The sequence below is a fragment of the Nostoc sp. DedQUE07 genome (assembly GCF_034530975.2).
Taxonomy (GTDB): Bacteria; Cyanobacteriota; Cyanobacteriia; order Cyanobacteriales; family Nostocaceae; genus Nostoc.
The window spans coordinates 1-20,586 of sequence record NZ_JAVRCC020000087.1 but is presented as its reverse complement, the minus strand read 5'-3'; the positions used below and the strand labels follow the sequence as shown (position 1 = coordinate 20,586).

Here is a 20,586-nt window from a genome sequence, read left to right as displayed (position 1 = left end):
ATCAAAGGCTCATTAAAGGAGTTCAAAGCCTCATTAAAGGAGTTCAAAGACTCATTAAAGGAGTTCAAAGACTCATTAGCCTCGTTCCCAGCCTGAAGGCTGGGAATGTATTCCCAGAGGTTCTACCTCTTGTCAACAAAGAGGAGGCAGAGCCTCCCAGAATGGGTTCCCAGCCTTCAGGCTGGGAACCAGTCAGAGACTTATATCCAATGCCCAAATTCAATAACCTATGCGCCGTAAAAAGGATACTCTCTGCACAGAATTTGCTTTCACTCTTCCCAGAGGATTGAGTGATAGCGAACAACGAGTACATCGTCATGGGGTGATGCGTTTAGCCACCGCTAAAGATGAAATTTTGGTGCAACAAGAGCGCAAAGTTCAAGAAAATCCGGCTTACGGTGTTTTGGTAATGCTGGCACGGGTTATTACTCGCTTGGGCAGTTTCAATTCTGTTAGTCCTGATTTACTCGAAGGACTTCTCCTACATGACATTGCCTATCTTCGAGAATTTTACAATCGAATCAATCAACAAGGCAATGTACACATTCCGACACAATGTCCCCATTGCAATACTCAATTTTCAGTGGAGCTAGAACTAGCGGGGGAGTCGTAAGCTACCCCTCTGATACTTTATATGAGGAGGTAGCTTTTATTGCTTATCATTTCCACTGGTCACAAGATGATATTTTAAATTTAGAACATACTACCCGTCAGCGCTGGGTGGCAGAAATCAATAAAATTAACCAAAAATTAATATGAAAGTAAAAGTTAGCTACTCACCAAATTTAAGTGAAGTCAATGAAGTAGACCTTACCACAGAAACTCCAACGAGAGGAGAATGGCTGATAGGCCGTTCTCCTGATTCTGATTTAATCCTAGACAGCCCTGATATCAGTCGGGTACATGCTAAGTTTTTTGTTAAAAGTGGAAATTACTACTTCTCTGACCTTGGTAGTAGAAATGGCTCAATAGTTAATGGGAAACAGGCTGAAAAAGCTCGACCATATTCTTTGAGTGATGGAGATATTATTCGGATTGCAGATTATGTTTTGATTTTGGAGGCAGTTGCTCCCGTTTATGAGCAACCAGAGACAGTCTTTAGGATTATAGATCCTTCACTGTTTTCTCGATCGCGATCGCCTGAAAATGTCAGCGCTGCCAATGTTGTTAATCCAGCCGCAGAGGTAGTTAGCGAAGTTCCACCGCCAATTAGTTCCGGAGTAGAAGCACCCCCCGCCTCAGAAATCAGCGAAATCTCAGAAGTTGTTTCGACTCAACCTGATGATGTCATCCCTGTTGTTGAGACACCAGAAGCAGTTAGCGAAGTTCCACACAATGTTCGTAATGAAATTGTTGATTTGCGGACATTAGTTACACCAGAAGTCAGCGCCGATAGTGAGGAAGTCGAAGTTCCAGAAGTCAGCGAAGCCTCAGAAGTTTCTTTGACTGAACCTGATAACGCCATAGCTGCACCTGAAAACATCATTGAAACTCCTGAAGAGGAAAGTGTTCTTCCAGAAGCTAGCCACGATGAGGCTGTAGATTTTGAAGCAGCACCGGCGACAGAATCTACTTTCGTACAACAGCGTGATATAAGTGCTACTCCAGACACTACCTACGACGAGGATGCAGAGTTAGAGGCAGCACTAGCAGCAGAAGTTACCTTCGTACAGCCACGTGATATTTTCAACGAAGTTCCTGTACAAAGCGCCACTCCAGACACTACCTACGACGAGGATGCAGAGTTAGAGGCAGCACTAGCAGCAGAAGTTACCTCCGTCCAGCCGCGCGATATTTTCCACCATGTATCTGAGGAGGAAAGCGACATTCCCGAAACTACTCACGATGAAGTAGTGAATTTGGAGACGCCAGTAGTAGAAGAAACCAGTGAAGTTGTTGAAATCGAAGAGATTCAGCCACAAGCAGCAGAGGAGCAGAGCCAAGTTACACGGGATATCATTGATGAAACTACTCACGATGAAGTAGTGAATTTGGAGACGCCAGTAGTAGAAGAAACCAGTGAAGTTGTTGAAAACGAAGAGATTCAGCCACAAGCAGCAGAGGAACAGAGCCAAGTTACACGGGATATCATTGATGAAGCAATAGATTGGGATAGGTCAGTTACAGCAGCAGACAGCGCAGATGTTGAGGAAGTAGAACCTACTTCTGCGGCGGATGAAACCATAAGCGAAGTTTCTGAAGCATCAACTGCACCTGATGATGCCGTTGCGGAAGTTTTAAGCAATCAATACATTGATTTGAATAATGCAAGTGCTGAAGAAGTTAGTGTATATGTTGATGGTGTTGCTGCACAAATAAGTAACATTTCTGACTCAACTGATATTCCATCTTTGGAAACAACAGAAAGTGGAGCTACTGAGAGCATAAGTCAAACTATTGAAGAAATTCCGCAAGTAGAAGAAGATCGTTTTGATGAAACTCCAGAAGAAACAAATGTTAGTGAGCCTCCTCAAGCAATCATTGAAAGAAATATAGTACTGATTGCTCATGAAAGCAAGAAATCAGAACTTGCTGAATTGGTTTTGGAACATCAGGAATTTTTCTCGCAGAGTTTTACAATTACCTGGCCATCTGTTAGTGAACTTTTACATCAGCAGGCAGGGATAACTATTAGTCAACAAACCCCCGCACCAACTTCTGGAGGATATCAAACAATTGCTTCATTGGTTGGAACCGGAGAAATTGTAGCAGTTATTTTCCTGCGAGATTTGCTGCAACCTCAGCCTGGTCAAGCAAATGAAGAAGCGCTGTTAAGATTATGCACTATTAATCAAGTTTTATTGGCTACTAATTTGGCAACGGCAGAGGCGATTGTGCATTATCTGAAACACATATAACAATTATAAATGAGTCAGGACTTACGCAACTGGCACAAATAGCGGGCGGGGCGTAGCCCTGCCACACGACAATTTAAATCAAACCAAGCACATAGGAATACTTGGGCGTTTTAGTTGCTGAATTAAATAATTAGAAAGCAAATTATGCTTGATTTGATAAACAGTTTGACCAGTGGTATAGGCTAAATTCTTTAATCTAATCCAAACCAACATTGCACAAGCAATATGATTTCTTTGAAGCCTAGCTTTACGACATTGACAAGATTCAATGCCTGTTAGTTGTTTAATCTCTCGGTGAAACTCCTCGATTTTCCAACGAATTTTACACACCTCTTGTACAACATCCGTGGAGCTTTGAGATAAATCGTTAGTGACGATATAATCCGTTCTGTTGGTAGAAACAGGAACCCGGAATAGTTTCACTTTTTTCTGAGCAGGAAACCCTTTAATTTTTATGATTTTACCACATTCTAACTCTTCAGGACTCCATTCTAATAATTCAATACGTTTATATTTTTCTTTGGCAAATGTATCATCAACTAACCGATTATTTTTTAAAGGGCAGTAATAAATTTTTTCTAAACTATCAATATAAAGCATTAAACTATGTACGGCATACCACGTGTCCATCAAAACAGTATCAAATGGTAAAAGCTTATGATACACAAGGTTTTGCAGCATGTCTTTCACATGGTCTATCTTGGTTTTACCATCGACATCAGGATTAAAAATGCGGTAATCTATTACCCAAAATCTTTGAATAGTAGGGTTGACATACACGCAACTAACTACACCAATACCTTTGAGGACACCATGCTCATTACCACTATATTGTCTCCTGACTATTTCTATTTCTTCAGAATACCTTTTATCTAAAACGCTATCATCAAATATTATGTAACCATTGGTATCATGCTCAACTACCTCTTTCACGTTATCCCAGAGTAATCGAGGTGTTAACTTTTCTCTCAACAAAAGAGTAGTTAATTGTATCATGGCTAATAGTCTCTAAATGCTCTGCCAAATTGGTCATCGTATAATTAATTTGACTACTTAATAAGTATTGGCAGTAATTAAGCTTAGTAAATCTCATTACCGTAAGCAACATTTATCTCATACAACCTCTAACTATTTTCTCATAAATATTTCATGCTTTGCTTCCAATACATCGGCTTATATTATGAATACAAGGCTTTCAGAATCAGATTTAAATAATACTTATGTACTAGTAATTAGCGATCGCATTGTGCCAGTTGCGTAAGTCCTGTGAGTTATGAACAAAAATATCCCCGACTTCGTAAAAGTTGTCGGGGATTTGAGTCTGTTGAGGTTTACAAGTAAAATATGATGACTATATTTTTTGAAAAGTTGCAAATTGCGTAGAATAATTTCGATATTAAAAAATAATCTCAAAATATACGTATATTTTAAAGTAAAATCGATTGCAAAAATGGTTGTAAGTTTTAAAAGTTTATTTAGACAGCCAGTTATTGTTTCAAGTGCGATCGCAACACTTCTGTTAGTAGGAATTCAAAAACTGGGGGTTTTCGAGCCTCTAGAAATGAAAGTCTACGACCAAATGATGCAATTACGTGCCGACCCAGGCCCAGACACTCGTTTGTTGATTGTTGCTTTAACTGAAAAAGATATCCAAAAATGGAATTGGCCCCTGTCTAGCAAACTTCTAGACCGACTATTAGGCAAACTTGAAGAATATCAACCGCGAGTCATTGGTCTAGATATTTTTCGTGACTTACCAGTACCGCCTGGTCATGACAAGCTACTACAACGCCTCCAACAGAGCGATATCATCATTCCCATTTGCAAACATTCTGGTTCTAACAATCCGGGAATAGCACCCCCAAAAGGCGTTGAAGCAGAGCGAGTAGGATTTAATGATGTCGTAGAAGATACTGACGCTACAATTCGCCGCAATTTATTATTGGTAAGTGCAGAAGAATCCGATTCTTGTCAAAGTACCTATTCTTTTAGCTTACAACTAGCGCTCAAATACTTAGAAGTTGGAGGCATCCAACTAGAATTTACCCCCAAAAAGGAACTACAACTACGTAATACTGTATTTAAACCCCTGCAAAGTAACGCTGGCGGCTATGAAAAAGCAGATACCAATGGCTACCAAATCCTGCTTAATTACCGTTCTGGTCATCAGGTTGCCCAGCAGATAACTATTACAGAAGTACTTGCAAATCAAGTTAAACCAGATTTAGTTAAAGACCGCATCGTTTTGATTGGTTCAACAGCCAATAGTTTAAATGATATTTTTAATACGCCCTTTGCTAGCGGTAAGTCAGATAATTCTGGCAAAATGGCTGGAATTGAAATTCATGCCCACAGCGTTAGTCAAATTCTCAGTGCTGTTCTGAACAAACAACCTCTATTTTGGTTTTTACCTGAGTGGAGTAAAGTCCTTTGGATATGGGGATGGACTGTAGTTGGTGGGTTGCTGGTATGGCGGATTCAACATCCGCTAGGCTTAGGATTGGCAGCAGTAACAGCTCTGGCAGTATTATTTGGAGCCAATTTTGTCATTTTTAACCAAGCTGGATGGTTTCCAGTCATACCTCCGGCGTTGGGGTTAGTATTTACTGCCGGGAGTGTTCTTGCGTATAGTGCTTATCAAACCAAGCAAGAGCAAAAAGAAATTACCCAAAGGGTTCAAGAACACCAACAATTAATTCTAGAATTGCAAGGTCTTTTACGGCAGCGCGGCAACGCCTCAAATGAAGCGCCAACCGTAATTGTTGATTCTATTGGGCAAGAAATTGCAATAGGAACGATACTAAACAACCGCTACAAAATTACTCAACCCTTGGGTTCTGGAGGATTTAGCAATACTTATTTAGCTGACGATATCCAGCGTCCTGGTAATCCCCAGTGTGTGGTCAAACAGTTGCGGCCTCCTCGCCAAGATGCAGAATATTTAAATGTTGTCAGACGCCTATTCTACGCTGAAGCAGAAATTTTAGAAACTTTGGGTAAGCACCCACAAATTCCTCAACTGCTAGCTTTTTTTGAAGAAAATCAGCAATTTTCTTTAGTGCAAGAATTTGTTCGAGGGCACGCTATGGATAAAGAGTTAGCTACTGGAAAGCGACTAAAACAAGCTGAGGTTGTGGAGATACTCAAAGAAGTTTTAAACGTGCTGGTTTTTGTTCATAGCTATGGTGTAATCCATCGAGATATCAAACCTAGTAACTTAATTAGGCGAGAATCAGACCGGCACATTGTTTTAATTGACTTTGGCGCTGTTAAGCAGATTCAACCCCAGCAGCAAGAAGCTCAGACAATTTCAATTGGCACTCCTAATTATGCACCTTCTGAACAAATGAGCGGGTTGCCAAAACTCAACAGCGATATTTATGCCTTGGGAATTATGGGAATACAAGGCTTAACTGGGGTAGAACCTAGAGAGTTTCGTAGAGATACAAATACTGGTGAAATAATTATCCAAAGCCAAGCTGATGCTAATCAACAGATTTGGCAACATTGGCGCGAATTAACTGACGCTACAGACGAGTTAGTGATGATTTTAAATAAAATGGTACATTTCGATTTCACTCAACGATATCAGTCAGCCGCAGAGGTACTTAAAAATATTGAAAGTCTTTAGTACTTTTTTATCAACGCTAAATTGCTTAGAAAAAAGCTCGGTCACTCGCATGACCAAGCTCTTAACTATTTCAATCAATCATTGCAGGTAAAGTAGTGCGTAGGCGTAGCCCGTCGTAAACATCGCAAGCAAACCATTAGTTAGCAGATTGTTCCAAATTAACCTTGACGACTTTGTTCTTTTCTTGCTCAGTTTTAGGCAGTATCAGATTCAAGATGCCATCTTTATAATCTGCCGTAACGTCAGTATTTTTAATCCGAGCCGATAGAGGAATTACGCGTTGAAATTTACCGTAATGAAACTCACTTCTGGTAACACCTTTTTCCTCTGTTTTCGTTTCGGATTTCCGCTCACCGCTAACGTAAACAGCATTTTCTGTGACTTGCACATCCAGGTCTTTAGCTTCTATTCCTGGCAGTTCTATCTTCAGATGAATCGCATCTTCAGTTTCTTGAATTTCAGCAGCAGGAACTTTACTTAAGCTTTTGTCAAACAATGCAGATGGTAGTCTGGTATCTTCAAATAAACTATTTATTTGGTGTTGTAGAGTGTCAATTTCTCTCCAAGGATTCCAACGAACTAGTGTCATAACTTTTCCTCGTCTTAGTTAGGATTGTTTAATAAATTTTGCACTTCACCTTGTGCTTACATATTCATATTATATAGAGTTAAAGCTGCTGTAAATTCGGTTTTTGACACCAACTAATTGATGATTGCCGCACCAAATTAGATAGAAAAATTTTTACGGTTTACTCTAATTTGTCTGTTCGGTAAACCCGAATAGACAAATTAGATTCAATCATACTAAATCAATAAATCTGCTGTTGAAGGGATAACCTAGAAATACGATGCCTCAGTTGGGCTATGTCTACAACTGAGTAACAGCGTTGCATAAATTTTTAGATAACCTCAGTTAAATATATATCTGTTCAAGTTTGTCCTGAACTTAGCTCTCGATTTATTAACCAACACAACATCAATGATGAAACTCTTTCCTTGGCTTAATTTTGCACACATTGTTGATTCTAGTGTCCTACCTAGAATCGCTAGGACTCAAATAGCTACTCATGGCAAGAGTGGCACATTAATCGACACAGCTATCAAATCTAATACTTTACGCAACGATTCCACAGATATCAATTGCCTCAAAACCTTTGATAGTGCTGTTCTTGCTTATCAGATGATGGGTCTTAGCAACTTTGAATGAACCGTAGGATGCAATCACCCGAATGGGTGAGGAGCAAATCAACCGTTCAGGTGAACTGGGTGCAGGAAGTTAAGACAGATAAAAAATAAGACTCTATTACTCAAGAACACTAATTGCACTTTACTATAAATAAGGATAATCCTATGAAACTCTCTATCTTGATTGATTCTGTACTCATTGTTACTTCTATTGCTTTATTGCCTAGAATCGGTGGTACTCAAATAGCTACTAACAATAGTGGCGAACCTATAGCTATCAATTCTAACAATTCATCTAACGTCAGCTACCTCAAACCTTTTGATGCTGCACAGGGTAGTCTTAGCGGTAGCGCTTTGGTATCTCAATACCAAACAGGAAACCTGACTGGATTAAATGTGGTTAAGACTGCTGTTAACCCTAAAAAGTTACCAGCACAAGCTTTGAATGATAAAGGTTATCTAAACGCTGTCAAGTTGCAGTTGACATCAGACAACAGCACTAATGATTTATCTTACTAAGTACAGACTTACAGAGGTTCGTAATGGATTTATAAAATGCTGTACTATCATTTGGTTGTTTTGACAATAAAATGCCTAACCGAGCAGGAAAAGTTGCTGTCTCCCCCTAATCACCATCTCATTTGCAAAAATTACTTTGACCCCTCCAACACCTTGGAGGGGTTTTTAGTTGGTGCTACGGTTGCTACTTGCTCCAGCATCGTCTCATGCACAGTAGCATTAGAATGCTTTATGCCCCCACAACGGCGTGACTCATCACACTTTTAGAAAAAAGGGACGGGTCATAAATTATTTACTGTTCTATCAAATTAACGTTGTTAAGTTACTCAGCAGGTGTAGTTTTCACCTCCAGGCTGTGTTAGATATTGTGACGCGAAACAGGAGTATAGATACGTTGCTAAAGCTTTCTCCCGAATCTCCTCTATTTATTGTATTAATCATTATTAGTTTTCTAGTAGTAACTTTGTCAACTTGGTTATCATCCAAACCATTCGTTTTAAAACCATTTGGAGTTAATGATATTGTCCAGGTACTCACATTACAATTATTTATTTCTTTGTTATTAGAGCGTTCTTTAGAAGTTTTTATAACTACTTGGCGTGGCCCATTCGTCGAACAATTAGATATTAATATTGAGCAAAAAAAGGCTCTACTGTCTGAAAAGATAAGACTTATGGAAGTTCAACAGAAGCAATTATTAGAATCTAATCAAATCAGCGGACTCCCGCCAGAAGGAATGAGTTTAGAACAGCAAATCATCCAAAATTTTACACAGAACCAACAAGAACCATTAAAAATTTTCCAGCCACAAATGGATGATATCAATGAAAAAGAGCGCCAAAAAACAGCCTATAAATCTGATACACGAACAATTGCTCTATGGACATCTCTTTTATTCGGTCTTTTAATGAGCGCAATAGGTATTCGCTCAATCGAACCACTTGTAGTTATTGATTTAGATAATCCCATACAGGTAATTATTTTCCGTTGTTTAGATGCATTACTGACAGGAGGTTTAATTGCCGGAGGTAGTGAGGGAATTCATAAGCTTATAAAAGTTTTTATCGATTTTATGGAAGCTACATCTAAACAAATCAAAAATCAAGGCTCGTCTTGATGAAACTCTCAATGCAGGAGAATATTGCAAATATTATGAAAATTATAGTAATATCTATTCTGTTTATTTTTAACTATTTATCCACTGGAAATTTTGATAATAAAATTGACTCAGATATATAAAACGGGTCGCAAAATCACAGGGAATTTCAAGCAAAGAATAGAAATTGTATAAATGTAAATTCAGTACCAGTACAGCGATCGCGCCAATTTTTAGAACAAAAGAGAGCGACACTGAGCAGTACCTTAAAGTGGAGATCGCATACAAAAAAGCCCAGTCATCTCTAACTGGGCTTTTAGCTATCTCAATCAATTATTGAAAGTGAGTAGTTTCGCACTATGCAGCAGGTTGTTCTAGATTAACCTTGACAACTTTGTTCTTTTCTTGCTCGGTTTTAGGCAGTGTCAAATTCAAGATACCGTCTTTATAATCTGCGGTGACATTGGTATTTTGAACCCTAGCAGATAAAGGAATTACACGCTGGAACTTGCCGTAATAAAATTCACTCTTGGTAATACCCTTGTCTTGGGTTTTAGTTTCAGATTTGCGCTCACCGCTAATGTGAACAGCGTCTTGGGTGACTTGAATATCTAAATCTTTAGCTTCCAGTCCTGGCAGTTCTAGCTTGAGATGAATCGCATCATCAGTTTCGTGCAACTCAGCGGCCGGAACTCTGACAAAGCCTTTTTCAAGCCGTGCAGATGGGACTCTGGTATCTCCTAATAAGCCGTTGATGTGACGTTCTAAAGCGTTCAATTCTTGCCAGGGGTTGTAACGAACTAGTACCATAACTCTTTCTCGGAAAAATTCAGCTATTGTTTAATCGTTTTTGCACTTGGTTTTGTGCTTATGTATTCATAATAAGTATGGTTCCAACTCCTGTAAATTCGGTTATCATCACCTAATTAAATGATGATTACCGCACTTAATTAGACCTAAAAAAAGATTACGGTTTACTCTAATTTATTAGTTCGGTAAACCAGAATAAGAATTTTTAATATCAATAATCAACTACCTAATCTGCTGTTAAAGGAGATATGCAGTCAGGCGATCGCTTATATTTCTAAAACAACATCCAAGCTCTACTCGCCTCACCATCGCACTATTCAATCAGCATTTCGATTTAGTCATCGGGAAACTACCAAGATGAAATACTCTCTACATCTTTGCAACTGCATTGAATACAAGTAACATCAAATGCTGAATTCATCCACTCATAACCGCAAGCACGACAATGACAGAAAATATTATTGCGATTGGGGTGTGGTCATTGTGCAGGAACTCACGGGAGAATAAATAAACTATTGCGCCGTGGTATTCCTAAAACTTTAGACTAGAATCCCCTAATCTAAAGGCAAGGGTGTTGACAAAGGATTTATGATTTTTGGCTGATCTCACCTGATAATTCAGGTTTTATAATTAAAGTTAAAGGGCTTAGAGTATTAAGCATAAATGAGGTTAAAAGCTGTGAAGAAAATAGTTGTTGCTGCAATATTTAGCTTAATCGCTGGCTCAACGTCTTTACTTTTTCCCCAAGCCGCTAAAGCTGATAGGGTTGTTTACTGTCGTCCTGTTATTGATAATAGGGTACTCAACTCGTCGGCTAACCATCCCAATGCTTATACAAATGGTTTTCGAGAAGGACAACAAAGCGCTCGGAATAGAGAAACTTATAAACCTCGGACTGCGGGAGGCGAATTCGCTCGTGGTTTTCAGGATGGTTATTTGAATCTACCTTATGCTGGGCAAGAGAATGTTGTACCTAGAACAATTGTGCAACATACTACTCAGATTTGTGATGATGATTACACCGTAGCGCCTTCTCCTGTTTACATCTACAACCCTTATCCCATCTATGTGTCGCCCTATCCTACTTATGGCATCAACTTCGGATTTGGAAGAGGGTTCCACTTCGGATTTGGCGGAGGGTTCCACGGATGGGGGCACCATCGAAGATGGTAGGGGTGGGAAATTTCGTCAAAGAAAGTTTTCTGCGCTGAAGGATACTTTGTATTCACCCTCGGAAGTAATCAGGGAAAAATTGGAGAGTATATCTGAAATGCGATCGCCCTTAGTTTTTAAAGACAAGCGATCGCACTGACAGCAGCTTTTAAGCAAACGTGAGTAGCGTCTCGAAGATCGGAAAACTCAAGAGCGTAGTTTATCGCTCTCTGCATAACACTGCGCGGCAGTTGCTTCTCCCAAGGAGAGACGCTGCGCGAACAAGTTTCTTAACCGCAAGGGCGCACTGCCTTGTCTTTGTGGTTCGTTTATTTGGATAATTTATTTCTTGGAAATCCCTTATTTAATCCTCATTCCTTACCGCATAAAAGTTGAATTATCTAGATGAGATTAGTCAATGAGTTGTGGGGTGGGAATTTGCGTATCAATATCCGCTTGGGAAAAAGTAGGGAGCAACCAGCTACTCTCACCCGCCTTGAATACTTTGGCAGGTTCAACATTCAATTCAATTGCACCAGTAGCTGGATTGGTTCTAGCAAGAGACTGTGTGCCATCGACAAACTTAACGGCGATAGGTTGGGTCAGTTGTTGTGGTTGAGCGTTTGGCCCTAAAACCACTTGAGAACCTGCGGGTAAGTACATACCATCGCAATCCCAATCATCATCGGTGATTGTTCCTGCGCCCAGAAAGTAGAGTTGGGTTGGAATTTTTTTTGGTTTATTGGCATAGACAGCCAAAGTCTTTCCAGTTTCATTGCGGCACTGCGCCCGCTTTCTAGCTGTTTCTATGACATTTTTCTGAGATTGCAATTGTGCTAGTCGCTGCTGGAATTGCTCAGGTGTATAGCCAGCTTGCTCAGGTGTATTCTTGACAGTTAGAAGTTGATTGAGTGCCTGAGTTACCTCAGCATAGTCAGCCCCCTTAGTGAAATCCTTACCTGCCCAAGAGGGTTGAGCAATTAGCAGATTCACCATCAATACGAGAGCGACAAGAACAAGTTTGAGAAACTGCATAAATTTCTCCTTTTTTTGAAATTAGTGTTTAGTACCACTGAAACTTTACCAGATTTCAAATCCTTGAAAATTTCGATCGCGATCGCACCACATACCCATAAGATTAATTAATAGCCCTACAAGCTTTCCTGAATACCCACTAAAAGGTGGTAACAGTTAACTATTAACTGATGGCTGATATCAAACTCTTAACTGAGTGACGGCGATATTACCGGAAAAACATACATCTACATCGCTGCCAGGAGTGCGATCGCGTTTGCTATATTCTCCTACATAATAAAAATTATCGCCTTCAATTCGATAGTTCACGGGTAAAGGTTTGGTACAGGCTTGGCAAAATACCATCTCAGGATGTGGTTCTCCTGGTTGCAGATGGGGCAGATTCACATTCCAGAAGCTTCCTGGTTCTAGGGGACGCTTGAGTAAATCCGCTAAAACTTCAGCTGTGAATTTGGCAGCTAAATCCCAATCAAAATTCTGCTTGGCTTTGTGATAGTGGGAAATGGCAACTCCGGGAATACCGTGCATCGCGGCTTCTCGCACGGCGGCAACTGTGCCAGAAATATAGGCATCGACTCCCAAGTTTCCCCCAGCGTTGATACCTGAAAGTACAAAGTTGACATCTGCGTTAATTTGTGTTAACGCAATTCTCACACAATCAGCGGGAGTCCCTGCGATCGCATACTCAGTCTCAGAACGTCGCTGGAGGTTGATAGCACGAGTAGTAGTAACTTGATGTCCACAGCCAGACTGATGATCGGCAGGAGCAGCGATAATAGAGTTTTTGCCGTTTACAGCTTTGAGCAGCGCTTGGATACCAGGGGCATCAATGCCATCGTCATTAGTTAAAAGTATAGTCATGTATATATGATATTGATTTAGCTAAAATATCAGAAAAATGCAGATATAAACCATCACATAGACATCTCTAGAAACTAAATATGCATTGTCTACAACTCTTGTAGAGAGCTAGCAGGATAACGTGTTGACATTCTTTTTCACTCAGATATCTAAAGCTACTCGCAGATATGAAAAAATATGGCGTTGCTGAACCAAAATATAAATCATGCGATATGATTTCTAGATGGTTTGCAAATTCCGCCCTCAGTATTTGGGTTAATTCCCAAAATGGGCGGTATTTCTTGTGACTAGTAAGAGGTTTAGCGTCAGGTGAATGCTTGCAACCGCCCTCAGAAGTTTGTGTAATCAAAAATCCCGTACAATATACATATTTGCTGAGAATATCAGAAATTTTACACTGAAGAAAATCGGGAACGAGGTGATTTTTGCAGTGGTTCTGTAGTATTTTTGGTGCAAGTCTGTCTTAAGGATCACACGATGAAACAGCTCCTCAAACAAGTTTTTAGCAGTCAAAAACACCTCATCCGGCTAATTCTACCTTTGGTGACGGTTATTTTCGCAGCCTCGCTGTTTACCACACCTGCTTTAGCCACAGGTGTGTATCAAATACCCAGCCTGACAGCAGGGAATGACACTTGGGTTTTGGATCAAGGTGAAGTCATCAGCCGTCTGAATGAAGGCAAGATTAGCAGCGCTTTTAAAGATTTGGCAAAGCAAACAGATAAGGAAGTCAGAATTGTTACTGTTCGCCGACTCGACTATGGCGAAACACCAGAAAGCTTTACTAAAGAACTGTTTGAAAAATGGTTTCCAACAAAAGCAGCCCAAGCCAATCAAACTTTATTGGTTATTGATACAGTTACCAATGGTACTGCCATTATTACTGGGGATCAAGTCAAGCCTTTGCTTACTGACTCTATTGCCGAGAGTGTAGCTACTGAAACAGTAAGTGTGCCGTTACGCAATGGTGACAAATACAACCAGGCATTTCTCGATGCCAGCGATCGCCTTGTCGCCGTTCTCTCTGGTAAAACCGATCCAGGCCCACCCCAAATAACTGACAATGTGCAGGTTGAAGGCACTTACAAGAAAGCAGAAGAAACCAATCAAGGTAATGCTACTGCTTGGGTAGTAGGATTGTTAATTGCTGCCACCGTTATCCCAATGGCAACTTACTATATCTATCAGATAAATCAGCCCTCTTCTAATGGGTAATTGTAGAGTGGGGAGTTAGGAGTTAGGAGTTAGGAGTTTCTAACTCTTAACTTTTAACTCCTCACTCCTAACTTTAATCTTGAACATACTCTTGCCCTGTAACTAAAGCTACCTCAGCCCGGACAAATTCTCTACCTAGATAAGCTGCATGATCTAATTGAGTTACAGGAGGGGGCTGAGTTTCTTCAAAAATCTTCACGCAAAGTTCTTTCGCCGTTCTGGCGCTAAAAACTGTTGTATGAGTTCGTTCTACCTTTTCTCGCGCCGGAATTACCTTTCCCGTTTCGGGATCGACAGCTAAACCGCGATCGTCAATCACATTTGTAAAATGCTTGGCATAAATTAACCCTGCGTCTCGATCTAAGTAAATAATGAAATATCCACCAGGATCGAGGTCAATATGACGCTGGGAAAGTTTATCATCAATTGCGGTTAAATCTTCAACTATTAAATCCATAAGCATTAGAAAAAGAAATTTTCTTTTTTCAGGGTTTTTACACTCTATATCAAGTGTAATTCGTCGTTCACCCTCTGCCTTGGCAAACTTTTAAGAATCTCGGTTACTAAATGGCAACTCTGCATTAATTGCCTCAATCTGCTGCTGTTCGAGTTGATTCACTTCCTTAATATAGGGAAGTAAAATTTTTCCTAAACGATTATTGTAAAAGCGATGCAGACTGTGATTGGGCATAGCGGGGAAACCACGGCGTTTTTTGTGACGCCCACCCGCGCCAGGGTCAAAAATTTGGATATTGTTAGCGATCGCCCACTCAATCGGTGCATAATAGCAAGCATCAAAATGTAAGCAATCTATTTCTTGAAAACTTCCCCAATAGCGTCCGTAAAGTTTGTCATCTTTAAATAAACAAAAAGACATTCCTAAAGGATGAGAATTATCTTCCTCGCTATATGCGGCAACAAACAAGACTCGATGACGATAATCGGTGTGTAGCTGCTCAAAAAACCTCCGTGTGAGATACTTGCTACCCCACCAGCCAAACTTATCACACGTGTCAGCATAGAATTGGTGCATCAAAGGAAACAAAGACTGAGGAATTTCATCGCCACTCAACGGTTGCAATCGTAAACCTGCTTTCTCCACAGCTTTGCGTTCCCGCTTGATATTGCGGCGCTGATTGGCGTTAAACACCTTCAAGTAATCATCAAAAGTTTTAAAACCAGTATTTTCCCAGATATAGCTGTGGTGCAGCCAAGTTGTAAAGCCATGCCGTTCCAGCATCGGCCGCCATTGGGGATCGACGTAGAGAAAATGACACCCAGAAATCCGATTTTTGGAGCAAAAAGTGTCAATTTCATGCACTATCAGCGCTGTGATTTCATCCTCGTCTTCTCCTGGGGCGATTAAGAAGCGATAACCTTCTGCTGGGGTAAATGGTGTCATTCCCAGCAATTTTGGGTAATATTGGACTCCGATGCGATCGGCTAACTCTGCCCATTGGTGATCGAAAATAAATTCACCAGAGCTATGTCCTTTAAGATAAAGTGGCGCAGCAGCAATCAGTGTTCTATCTCGCCACAGTGTCAGGTGATTTGGCAACCAACCAGTTTTAGCCGTAACACTTTGGGAAGTTTCGAGATTATTCAGCCACTCCCATTCTAAAAATGGCGTTTTGAGTGGCATTGCCAAAGCATTCCAGGCATTTTGGGGTACTTCAGCGATTTTGTTCGTCCAAACGACAGAATAGCGAGGCTTAAGTTGTTCCACCATCTTACAGGAGTAGGGAGTAGGGAGTAAGGAGCGGGGGAGTAAGAATTTTAGATTTTAGATTTTGGATTTTAGATTGAAATTTAATCCAAAATCTAAAATCCAAAATCCAAAATTGAATTGCCCAATGCCCAATAAATAACTTAACTTAGCGTAATCTAATCTGCTGGTCGTTGCAGGCGATAGTGCAAAAACACCTCTTGCTCAACTGTATGAACTTCTATGAGTTGTAACTTAGGAGCCAAATCAGGTAAAAATCCTTTCCCTTCAACGGGTGTGGGTGCAGTATTACCACCTAAAATCAGCGGACAGACAGTTAGCCATAATTCATCAATTAAGTCTAATTCCACCAAAGAAGCGACTAATTCACCTCCACCCAAGATCGCCAAGCGTGTTATATGTAGAGTGGCTAGATACTTCAAAGCTGCGATAATGTCAATTTCTCGCGTTGGTGTTTCAAAAACCAGAATTTTCTCAAATTCTGGAGGGTACTCCTGTACTTTGATTCCCAGAGTTGAGTGAAGCGTCTGTAAGCGTTCTTTCCACGAAAATTCCCCTGCTGTTGTGGTGAGTAGCCAGCGTCTAACTGGTTGCTTAAAAAAGTGAATTTCCGGATTAAGCTTTGCAGAGTTTGTAATCACTATATGAACTGGTTGCTGAGGCTTCCCTCCTTGCGCCCGGAGTTGCACTAGAGTTGGATCGGTTACAGTAAGTGTTGTTCCATAAGCATCCAGAGTCCTAGCACCGAACAAAACGGCATCAGAGGCAGCAATTTGTTTTTCTAAGTGCGCTTTATCAACCCTTGAGCCAAACCGAGCAGGCGATCGCTTAAAATCTGCTATCTTGCCATCTGCACTCATTGCTAAAACAACTGTAGTATGAGGACGATGTTGCAACATTAAATTGATTTGATAGTTTTAATATTTACTTTAGTCGTATGTAGATTTTCAAAAAACCATACCTGCAAGCTACTGTTTGATATTTCACCACTGTATTGATATGCAACACAAATCGCTTCTACATCTAGCATATACGAGTTTTGGTATACCACGTTTCTTTTTGAATTATAGCAATTTGTTATTTTTAAACATTGAAAATAAAATTCTGATAATTTAATAAAATGTCTCATCTAGCTAGTTTAATTGCATATCTTTGGTGTTGTAGATTGCAGGTGCAAAGTGAGACACTTGATGACTAATTCCCGCCAATCTTCCTTCCGTCGAATTTTAGTAACGAGAATATTGTTGCTGTTTGTCCCAGTTTTACTAGTAGGGGAAATTGTTGCCTTGAATAAGGCACGTACTAGTATATTGAGAACTGCACGGCAAAACTTAACAGAAAGCGCCATCAGTAAAGGAGAGAGAATTGGTGATGCGATCGCAATCTTAAAAGCTAATTTGCAGAGTGTAAGCAAAACAACGGTGATTCCATCGGATTCGCCTATACAAGAGCAAGAAATTCTCACACAGTTAAGGCAACAACTTCCAGCTAGTATTGAGTGCATCCAATTAACAAATCTCCAAAGCCACAAAATAATTGCCAGTAGCTGTGGGGATCGAGAAATTGGCGAATTGAGATTACCTTTCCCTAGTGAGGGAATTGATGTCAAAGCAATCTTACCGCCAAAAGCAGGAATGACTGGAAAAAGAAACACACAAAATCAGCAACTGCAACTAGTTTTATCTGCACCAGTCTTTGATAGCCGAAAAAATTCAGTTTACAGCTTAAGTATTCAATCTGCATTATCCCAACAAACCAAAAATCCGCCGGGATCGCTCACGGGCGCTATGGTAGTAATTGCTGAAGATGGCACAATTTTGGCACACCCATTGACAGATTGGGTGGGAACTAACATCAATCAGCACCCTCATGCTTCCCAAATCAAAAGCATAATTAAAAATGCAATTACGGGACAAAACGATTCGATAAATTTATCTTTTACCGAAGGAAAAGAATTAGTCGCTGGTTATACAGCAATTCCAAATCCACTCACTCAACAGCAGCAGCAAAAATGGATAGTTTTAGCTGTTACTAGCGTCGATAATGCGCTTTTTGGTTTAGAGGAAATCAAATTAATTCTGATCGTTTTGACAGTTGGTTTGATTGGCGCAAGTTTGTTAGCATCCTTATATTTAGCTCCTTACTTGGCCCGTCCTGTAGAAGAATTGCGAGACTATGCTCTCAATATTCACTCTCACCATGCCGCACAACCAGTTCCGCACAATTTTCAAATTCGGGAATTCAATCAACTAGCTCAAGCATTAGACCAAATGGTAGAACGGCTGAAAGCGGGATCGGAAGAATTAGAAATAGCTTGGAAAGAAGCAAAAAGCGCTAACCAAATTAAAAGCCAGTTTTTGGCTACGACTTCCCATGAATTGAGAAACCCATTAAATATTATTATTAACTGTATTCGTCTGGTTGAAGACGGTTTATGTGATGACCGGGAAGAAGAAATGGAGTTTCTCAAACGTGCCGATGAAACAACGATTCACTTGTTAGGTATTATTAATGATTTACTCGACATTTCTAAAATTGAAGCAGGTAAGCTTTCAGTTGTTTCCACACCAATTGACCTCCGACAACTATTGTTAGAGGTAATTAATTTACAATCAGTTAATGTCCAGCAAAAGGGCTTGCAATTGAAATGTGAGTTAACTTCCAAAGCGATCCCAATTAAGGCAGATGCGGGAAAACTGAAGCAAGTGCTGATTAATGTTATCGGCAACGCCACCAAGTTCACCGACACCGGGAGCATCACCATTGCAACAGAAATCCAATCTACTAATGGTAAATCTCAGGTGGTAGTAGCTGTGAAAGATACAGGTATAGGTATCGATCCGACTCAACAGCACAAATTATTTCGCCCCTTTGTAATGGTGAATGGCACTACAACACGCCAGTTTGAAGGTACTGGACTGGGACTAGCGATTTCACGAAACTTAATCGAACTCATGGGAGGTAGCATTACTCTTGAGAGTGCGGGACTTCATCAAGGTACGACACTGAAAATTACCTTACCTTTGATTGATATCTCGCTGTTAGCTATTCCAAATAAAGAAGCAAATGTCGGGGATCTTGGATTCTCCTCTGGGAATGAGCCAGTAAAAGCAAGCCGCTATCCCAGCCTACAGGAGTCTGGAGGAAGTTCCTCTTTGGGGATCAACAAATCTGTAAAAGTAGAGCTAGACAAAGAAAAGCTCCCGAAGTCCCAGTTGCTCTTTGGAAATGAGACTTGCGAGATTCGTCTTTCGCCCTTACAAACTATCTTGGTAAGTCTTCCAAAAGGAGGAGTTTGTGCAAATGGGACTTTCAAGACGTAATTTAGTCAAAAGTCCATATTCATCACTACTCCTGAGACTTTTGCTCCTTGACGATGCGATCGCTCAAAAAAACAGGTTTACCGCCTTGATTAAGAGATAATGTTAGAGCAGCAAGAATTTCTACTAACTCAGTGCCTACCCACCCAGACGAAATCTCTGAGGGAGTATTGTTAAGAATTGAGACAACAAAGGAGGAGCAAACCCGCCCCAATGGTTCTCCTGGCTCTAATTCCAGCACTATCTGCCTTTGATTAACAGGAATAAATTGATTCCCCTGCTGTTCAAACTCACCATGTAGCAGGATTAAAGGTGATGATATTGACATTTCATCAAAAATCAAGCTGCCAAGACTACCTACAATCCCCAGCCGTCTCTGTTTATCAGAATTGAGCCAACACAAGTGAATATAAGCTTGAAAGCCATCTGGATATGTCAGTGTCAGCCATACTAAATCTGCCAAACCTTGAGACAGAGGAAAATTTATATCTTTCTTCCCCTCTGCTTCCCTGCTCCCCTGCTCCCCTGCTCCCTGTAGCCACACCGTACCCGTTGCTTGTACTTTCACAGGAATCTGCCCCAGCCAAGCGTTAAAGATAGCAATATCGTGAATAGCTAAGTCCCACAGCGCATCAACATCTTGCCTGACAGGCCCTAAATGGGTGCGCGTCGCGTAGCCATAGCGTAAATCACCTAATTTACCCGCTTGTACTACAGTTTTTCCTTGCTCAACTGCTGGGTGAAATAAATAAGTGTGGTCAACCGTTAGTATTAAATGATGCTGTTCTGCTAAATGGCAAAGTTCCCGGCATTCTGCTGGGTTGAGAGTTAGGGGTTTTTCTGCCAAAACATGGTATCCCTGTTGGAGAGCGTCTTTGATTAAAGCATAGTGGGTGGTAGCTGGAGTAGCGATCGCCACCCCTGTCAACCCTGGCACTGTCTTTAAATCCTGCCATTGGGTTGTTAAGAGTACATTTTCGTCTAAGTTAAACTGCTGCTTGACCGCCGCTAATCGTTCTGGATGGGGGTCTACTACAGCAACTACATTTACTTGAGGATGTGCTAAAAAATTCCGCAGCAGATGCACTCCCCAACGCCCAACTCCGATGACAGCAATATTAATTTTATTTGTCATTTGTCATTTGTCATTTGTCATTTGTCATTTGTCATTTGTCATT

Annotated in this window: 18 protein-coding genes and 1 pseudogene; 10 read left to right on the top strand and 9 right to left on the bottom strand. The window is 40.5% G+C overall.

Going from position 1 to position 20,586, the window contains the following annotated elements; translation table 11 throughout:
* The first annotated feature begins 229 nt into the window (after positions 1-229).
* The 3 genes from RMZ95_RS32885 to RMZ95_RS32875 are packed head-to-tail and all read left to right on the top strand — an operon-like array spanning position 230 to position 2,858.
* A complete protein-coding gene (locus tag RMZ95_RS32885; protein ID WP_322661997.1) occupies positions 230-613 on the top strand; it encodes a phage tail assembly protein in 384 nt (127 codons plus the stop codon).
* The gene (locus tag RMZ95_RS32880; protein ID WP_313931140.1) at positions 556-759 is read left to right on the top strand and encodes a DUF6760 family protein; all 204 of its coding nucleotides are present in this window, start codon (positions 556-558) and stop codon (positions 757-759) included. Before RMZ95_RS32885 ends, RMZ95_RS32880 begins: the two co-directional genes overlap by 58 nt.
* On the top strand, positions 756-2,858 hold the full coding sequence (locus RMZ95_RS32875) for an FHA domain-containing protein (protein ID WP_322686406.1): 2,103 nt from the start codon (positions 756-758) through the stop codon (positions 2,856-2,858). Before RMZ95_RS32880 ends, RMZ95_RS32875 begins: the two co-directional genes overlap by 4 nt.
* 78 nt (positions 2,859-2,936) lie before the next feature.
* Here RMZ95_RS32875 and RMZ95_RS32870 read toward each other — a convergent pair.
* Positions 2,937-3,951: pseudogene (locus tag RMZ95_RS32870) on the bottom strand (transposase).
* A gap of 357 nt (positions 3,952-4,308) precedes the next feature.
* Between RMZ95_RS32870 and RMZ95_RS32865 the strand changes: the two are divergent.
* Complete coding sequence (locus RMZ95_RS32865) at positions 4,309-6,489, top strand: CHASE2 domain-containing serine/threonine-protein kinase (protein ID WP_322686405.1); 2,181 nt, start codon at positions 4,309-4,311, stop codon at positions 6,487-6,489.
* Between the two features lie 136 nt (positions 6,490-6,625).
* On the opposite strand, the gene RMZ95_RS32860 is transcribed toward RMZ95_RS32865, so the two are convergent.
* Entirely contained in the window at positions 6,626-7,078 is a 453-nt protein-coding gene (locus RMZ95_RS32860; protein ID WP_322670332.1) for an Hsp20/alpha crystallin family protein, read from the bottom strand.
* Between the two features lie 390 nt (positions 7,079-7,468).
* On the opposite strand from RMZ95_RS32860, the gene RMZ95_RS32855 reads away from it, so the two are divergent.
* From RMZ95_RS32855 to RMZ95_RS32845, 3 genes are all read left to right on the top strand, one after another.
* Positions 7,469-7,696, top strand: coding sequence for a hypothetical protein (locus RMZ95_RS32855; RefSeq protein WP_322670333.1), 228 nt, complete (start codon positions 7,469-7,471; stop codon positions 7,694-7,696).
* Positions 7,697-7,839: 143 nt separating this feature from the next.
* A complete protein-coding gene (locus RMZ95_RS32850; RefSeq protein WP_322670334.1) occupies positions 7,840-8,193 on the top strand; it encodes a hypothetical protein in 354 nt (117 codons plus the stop codon).
* Positions 8,194-8,587: 394 nt separating this feature from the next.
* Positions 8,588-9,310: a hypothetical protein gene (locus tag RMZ95_RS32845; protein ID WP_322686404.1), complete on the top strand. Its 723-nt coding sequence runs from the start codon at positions 8,588-8,590 to the stop codon at positions 9,308-9,310.
* A 336-nt stretch (positions 9,311-9,646) separates the two neighbouring features.
* Here RMZ95_RS32845 and RMZ95_RS32840 read toward each other — a convergent pair whose 3' ends face one another.
* A complete protein-coding gene (locus tag RMZ95_RS32840; protein WP_322686403.1) occupies positions 9,647-10,099 on the bottom strand; it encodes an Hsp20/alpha crystallin family protein in 453 nt (150 codons plus the stop codon).
* Between the two features lie 678 nt (positions 10,100-10,777).
* On the opposite strand from RMZ95_RS32840, the gene RMZ95_RS32835 reads away from it, so the two are divergent.
* Positions 10,778-11,272: a hypothetical protein gene (locus tag RMZ95_RS32835; RefSeq protein ID WP_322686402.1), complete on the top strand. Its 495-nt coding sequence runs from the start codon at positions 10,778-10,780 to the stop codon at positions 11,270-11,272.
* Between the two features lie 390 nt (positions 11,273-11,662).
* Here RMZ95_RS32835 and RMZ95_RS32830 read toward each other — a convergent pair whose 3' ends face one another.
* Both RMZ95_RS32830 and surE read right to left on the bottom strand, forming a co-directional pair.
* Positions 11,663-12,286 carry a hypothetical protein gene (locus tag RMZ95_RS32830; protein WP_322686401.1) on the bottom strand — a complete coding sequence of 208 codons (624 nt, stop codon included), beginning with the start codon at positions 12,284-12,286 and terminating at the stop codon, positions 11,663-11,665.
* 180 nt (positions 12,287-12,466) lie between these two features.
* Entirely contained in the window at positions 12,467-13,147 is a 681-nt protein-coding gene (surE, locus tag RMZ95_RS32825) for a 5'/3'-nucleotidase SurE (RefSeq protein ID WP_322686400.1), read from the bottom strand.
* A gap of 477 nt (positions 13,148-13,624) precedes the next feature.
* Here surE and psb32 point away from each other — a divergent pair, with 477 nt between their 5' ends.
* Complete coding sequence (psb32, locus tag RMZ95_RS32820; RefSeq protein WP_322670340.1) at positions 13,625-14,362, top strand: photosystem II repair protein Psb32; 738 nt, start codon at positions 13,625-13,627, stop codon at positions 14,360-14,362.
* 73 nt (positions 14,363-14,435) lie between these two features.
* Here the strand turns inward: psb32 and RMZ95_RS32815 are convergent, their stop codons facing one another.
* The 3 genes from RMZ95_RS32815 to RMZ95_RS32805 all read right to left on the bottom strand — a co-directional run bounded on the left by RMZ95_RS32815 (position 14,436) and on the right by RMZ95_RS32805 (position 16,987).
* Positions 14,436-14,819, bottom strand: coding sequence for a DUF4346 domain-containing protein (locus RMZ95_RS32815; RefSeq protein WP_322686399.1), 384 nt, complete (start codon positions 14,817-14,819; stop codon positions 14,436-14,438).
* A gap of 90 nt (positions 14,820-14,909) precedes the next feature.
* Positions 14,910-16,091 (bottom strand): GNAT family N-acetyltransferase, encoded by a 1,182-nt coding sequence (locus tag RMZ95_RS32810; protein ID WP_322686398.1) that lies wholly within the window; start codon positions 16,089-16,091, stop codon positions 14,910-14,912.
* 155 nt (positions 16,092-16,246) lie between these two features.
* Entirely contained in the window at positions 16,247-16,987 is a 741-nt protein-coding gene (locus RMZ95_RS32805; protein WP_322686397.1) for a RibD family protein, read from the bottom strand.
* Positions 16,988-17,278: 291 nt separating this feature from the next.
* On the opposite strand from RMZ95_RS32805, the gene RMZ95_RS32800 reads away from it, so the two are divergent.
* Positions 17,279-19,411 (top strand): ATP-binding protein, encoded by a 2,133-nt coding sequence (locus RMZ95_RS32800; protein ID WP_322686396.1) that lies wholly within the window; start codon positions 17,279-17,281, stop codon positions 19,409-19,411.
* Between the two features lie 25 nt (positions 19,412-19,436).
* On the opposite strand, the gene RMZ95_RS32795 is transcribed toward RMZ95_RS32800, so the two are convergent.
* Positions 19,437-20,543: a Gfo/Idh/MocA family oxidoreductase gene (locus tag RMZ95_RS32795; protein ID WP_322686395.1), complete on the bottom strand. Its 1,107-nt coding sequence runs from the start codon at positions 20,541-20,543 to the stop codon at positions 19,437-19,439.
* Positions 20,544-20,586 lie beyond the last annotated feature (43 nt).

Bases quoted from the DNA above. Each gene is read 5' to 3' on its own strand.
- RMZ95_RS32885 (WP_322661997.1), top strand. From the start codon at position 230: ATGCGCCGTAAAAAGGATACTCTCTGCACAGAATTTGCTTTCACTCTT.
- RMZ95_RS32880 (WP_313931140.1), top strand. From the start codon at position 556: ATGTCCCCATTGCAATACTCAATTTTCAGTGGAGCTAGAACTAGCGGG.
- RMZ95_RS32875 (WP_322686406.1), top strand. From the start codon at position 756: ATGAAAGTAAAAGTTAGCTACTCACCAAATTTAAGTGAAGTCAATGAA.
- RMZ95_RS32865 (WP_322686405.1), top strand. From the start codon at position 4,309: ATGGTTGTAAGTTTTAAAAGTTTATTTAGACAGCCAGTTATTGTTTCA.
- RMZ95_RS32860 (WP_322670332.1), bottom strand. From the start codon at position 7,078: ATGACACTAGTTCGTTGGAATCCTTGGAGAGAAATTGACACTCTACAA.
- RMZ95_RS32855 (WP_322670333.1), top strand. From the start codon at position 7,469: ATGATGAAACTCTTTCCTTGGCTTAATTTTGCACACATTGTTGATTCT.
- RMZ95_RS32850 (WP_322670334.1), top strand. From the start codon at position 7,840: ATGAAACTCTCTATCTTGATTGATTCTGTACTCATTGTTACTTCTATT.
- RMZ95_RS32840 (WP_322686403.1), bottom strand. From the start codon at position 10,099: ATGGTACTAGTTCGTTACAACCCCTGGCAAGAATTGAACGCTTTAGAA.
- RMZ95_RS32830 (WP_322686401.1), bottom strand. From the start codon at position 12,286: ATGCAGTTTCTCAAACTTGTTCTTGTCGCTCTCGTATTGATGGTGAAT.
- surE (WP_322686400.1), bottom strand. From the start codon at position 13,147: ATGACTATACTTTTAACTAATGACGATGGCATTGATGCCCCTGGTATC.
- psb32 (WP_322670340.1), top strand. From the start codon at position 13,625: ATGAAACAGCTCCTCAAACAAGTTTTTAGCAGTCAAAAACACCTCATC.
- RMZ95_RS32815 (WP_322686399.1), bottom strand. From the start codon at position 14,819: ATGGATTTAATAGTTGAAGATTTAACCGCAATTGATGATAAACTTTCC.
- RMZ95_RS32810 (WP_322686398.1), bottom strand. From the start codon at position 16,091: ATGGTGGAACAACTTAAGCCTCGCTATTCTGTCGTTTGGACGAACAAA.
- RMZ95_RS32805 (WP_322686397.1), bottom strand. From the start codon at position 16,987: ATGTTGCAACATCGTCCTCATACTACAGTTGTTTTAGCAATGAGTGCA.
- RMZ95_RS32800 (WP_322686396.1), top strand. From the start codon at position 17,279: ATGACTAATTCCCGCCAATCTTCCTTCCGTCGAATTTTAGTAACGAGA.
- RMZ95_RS32795 (WP_322686395.1), bottom strand. From the start codon at position 20,543: ATGACAAATAAAATTAATATTGCTGTCATCGGAGTTGGGCGTTGGGGA.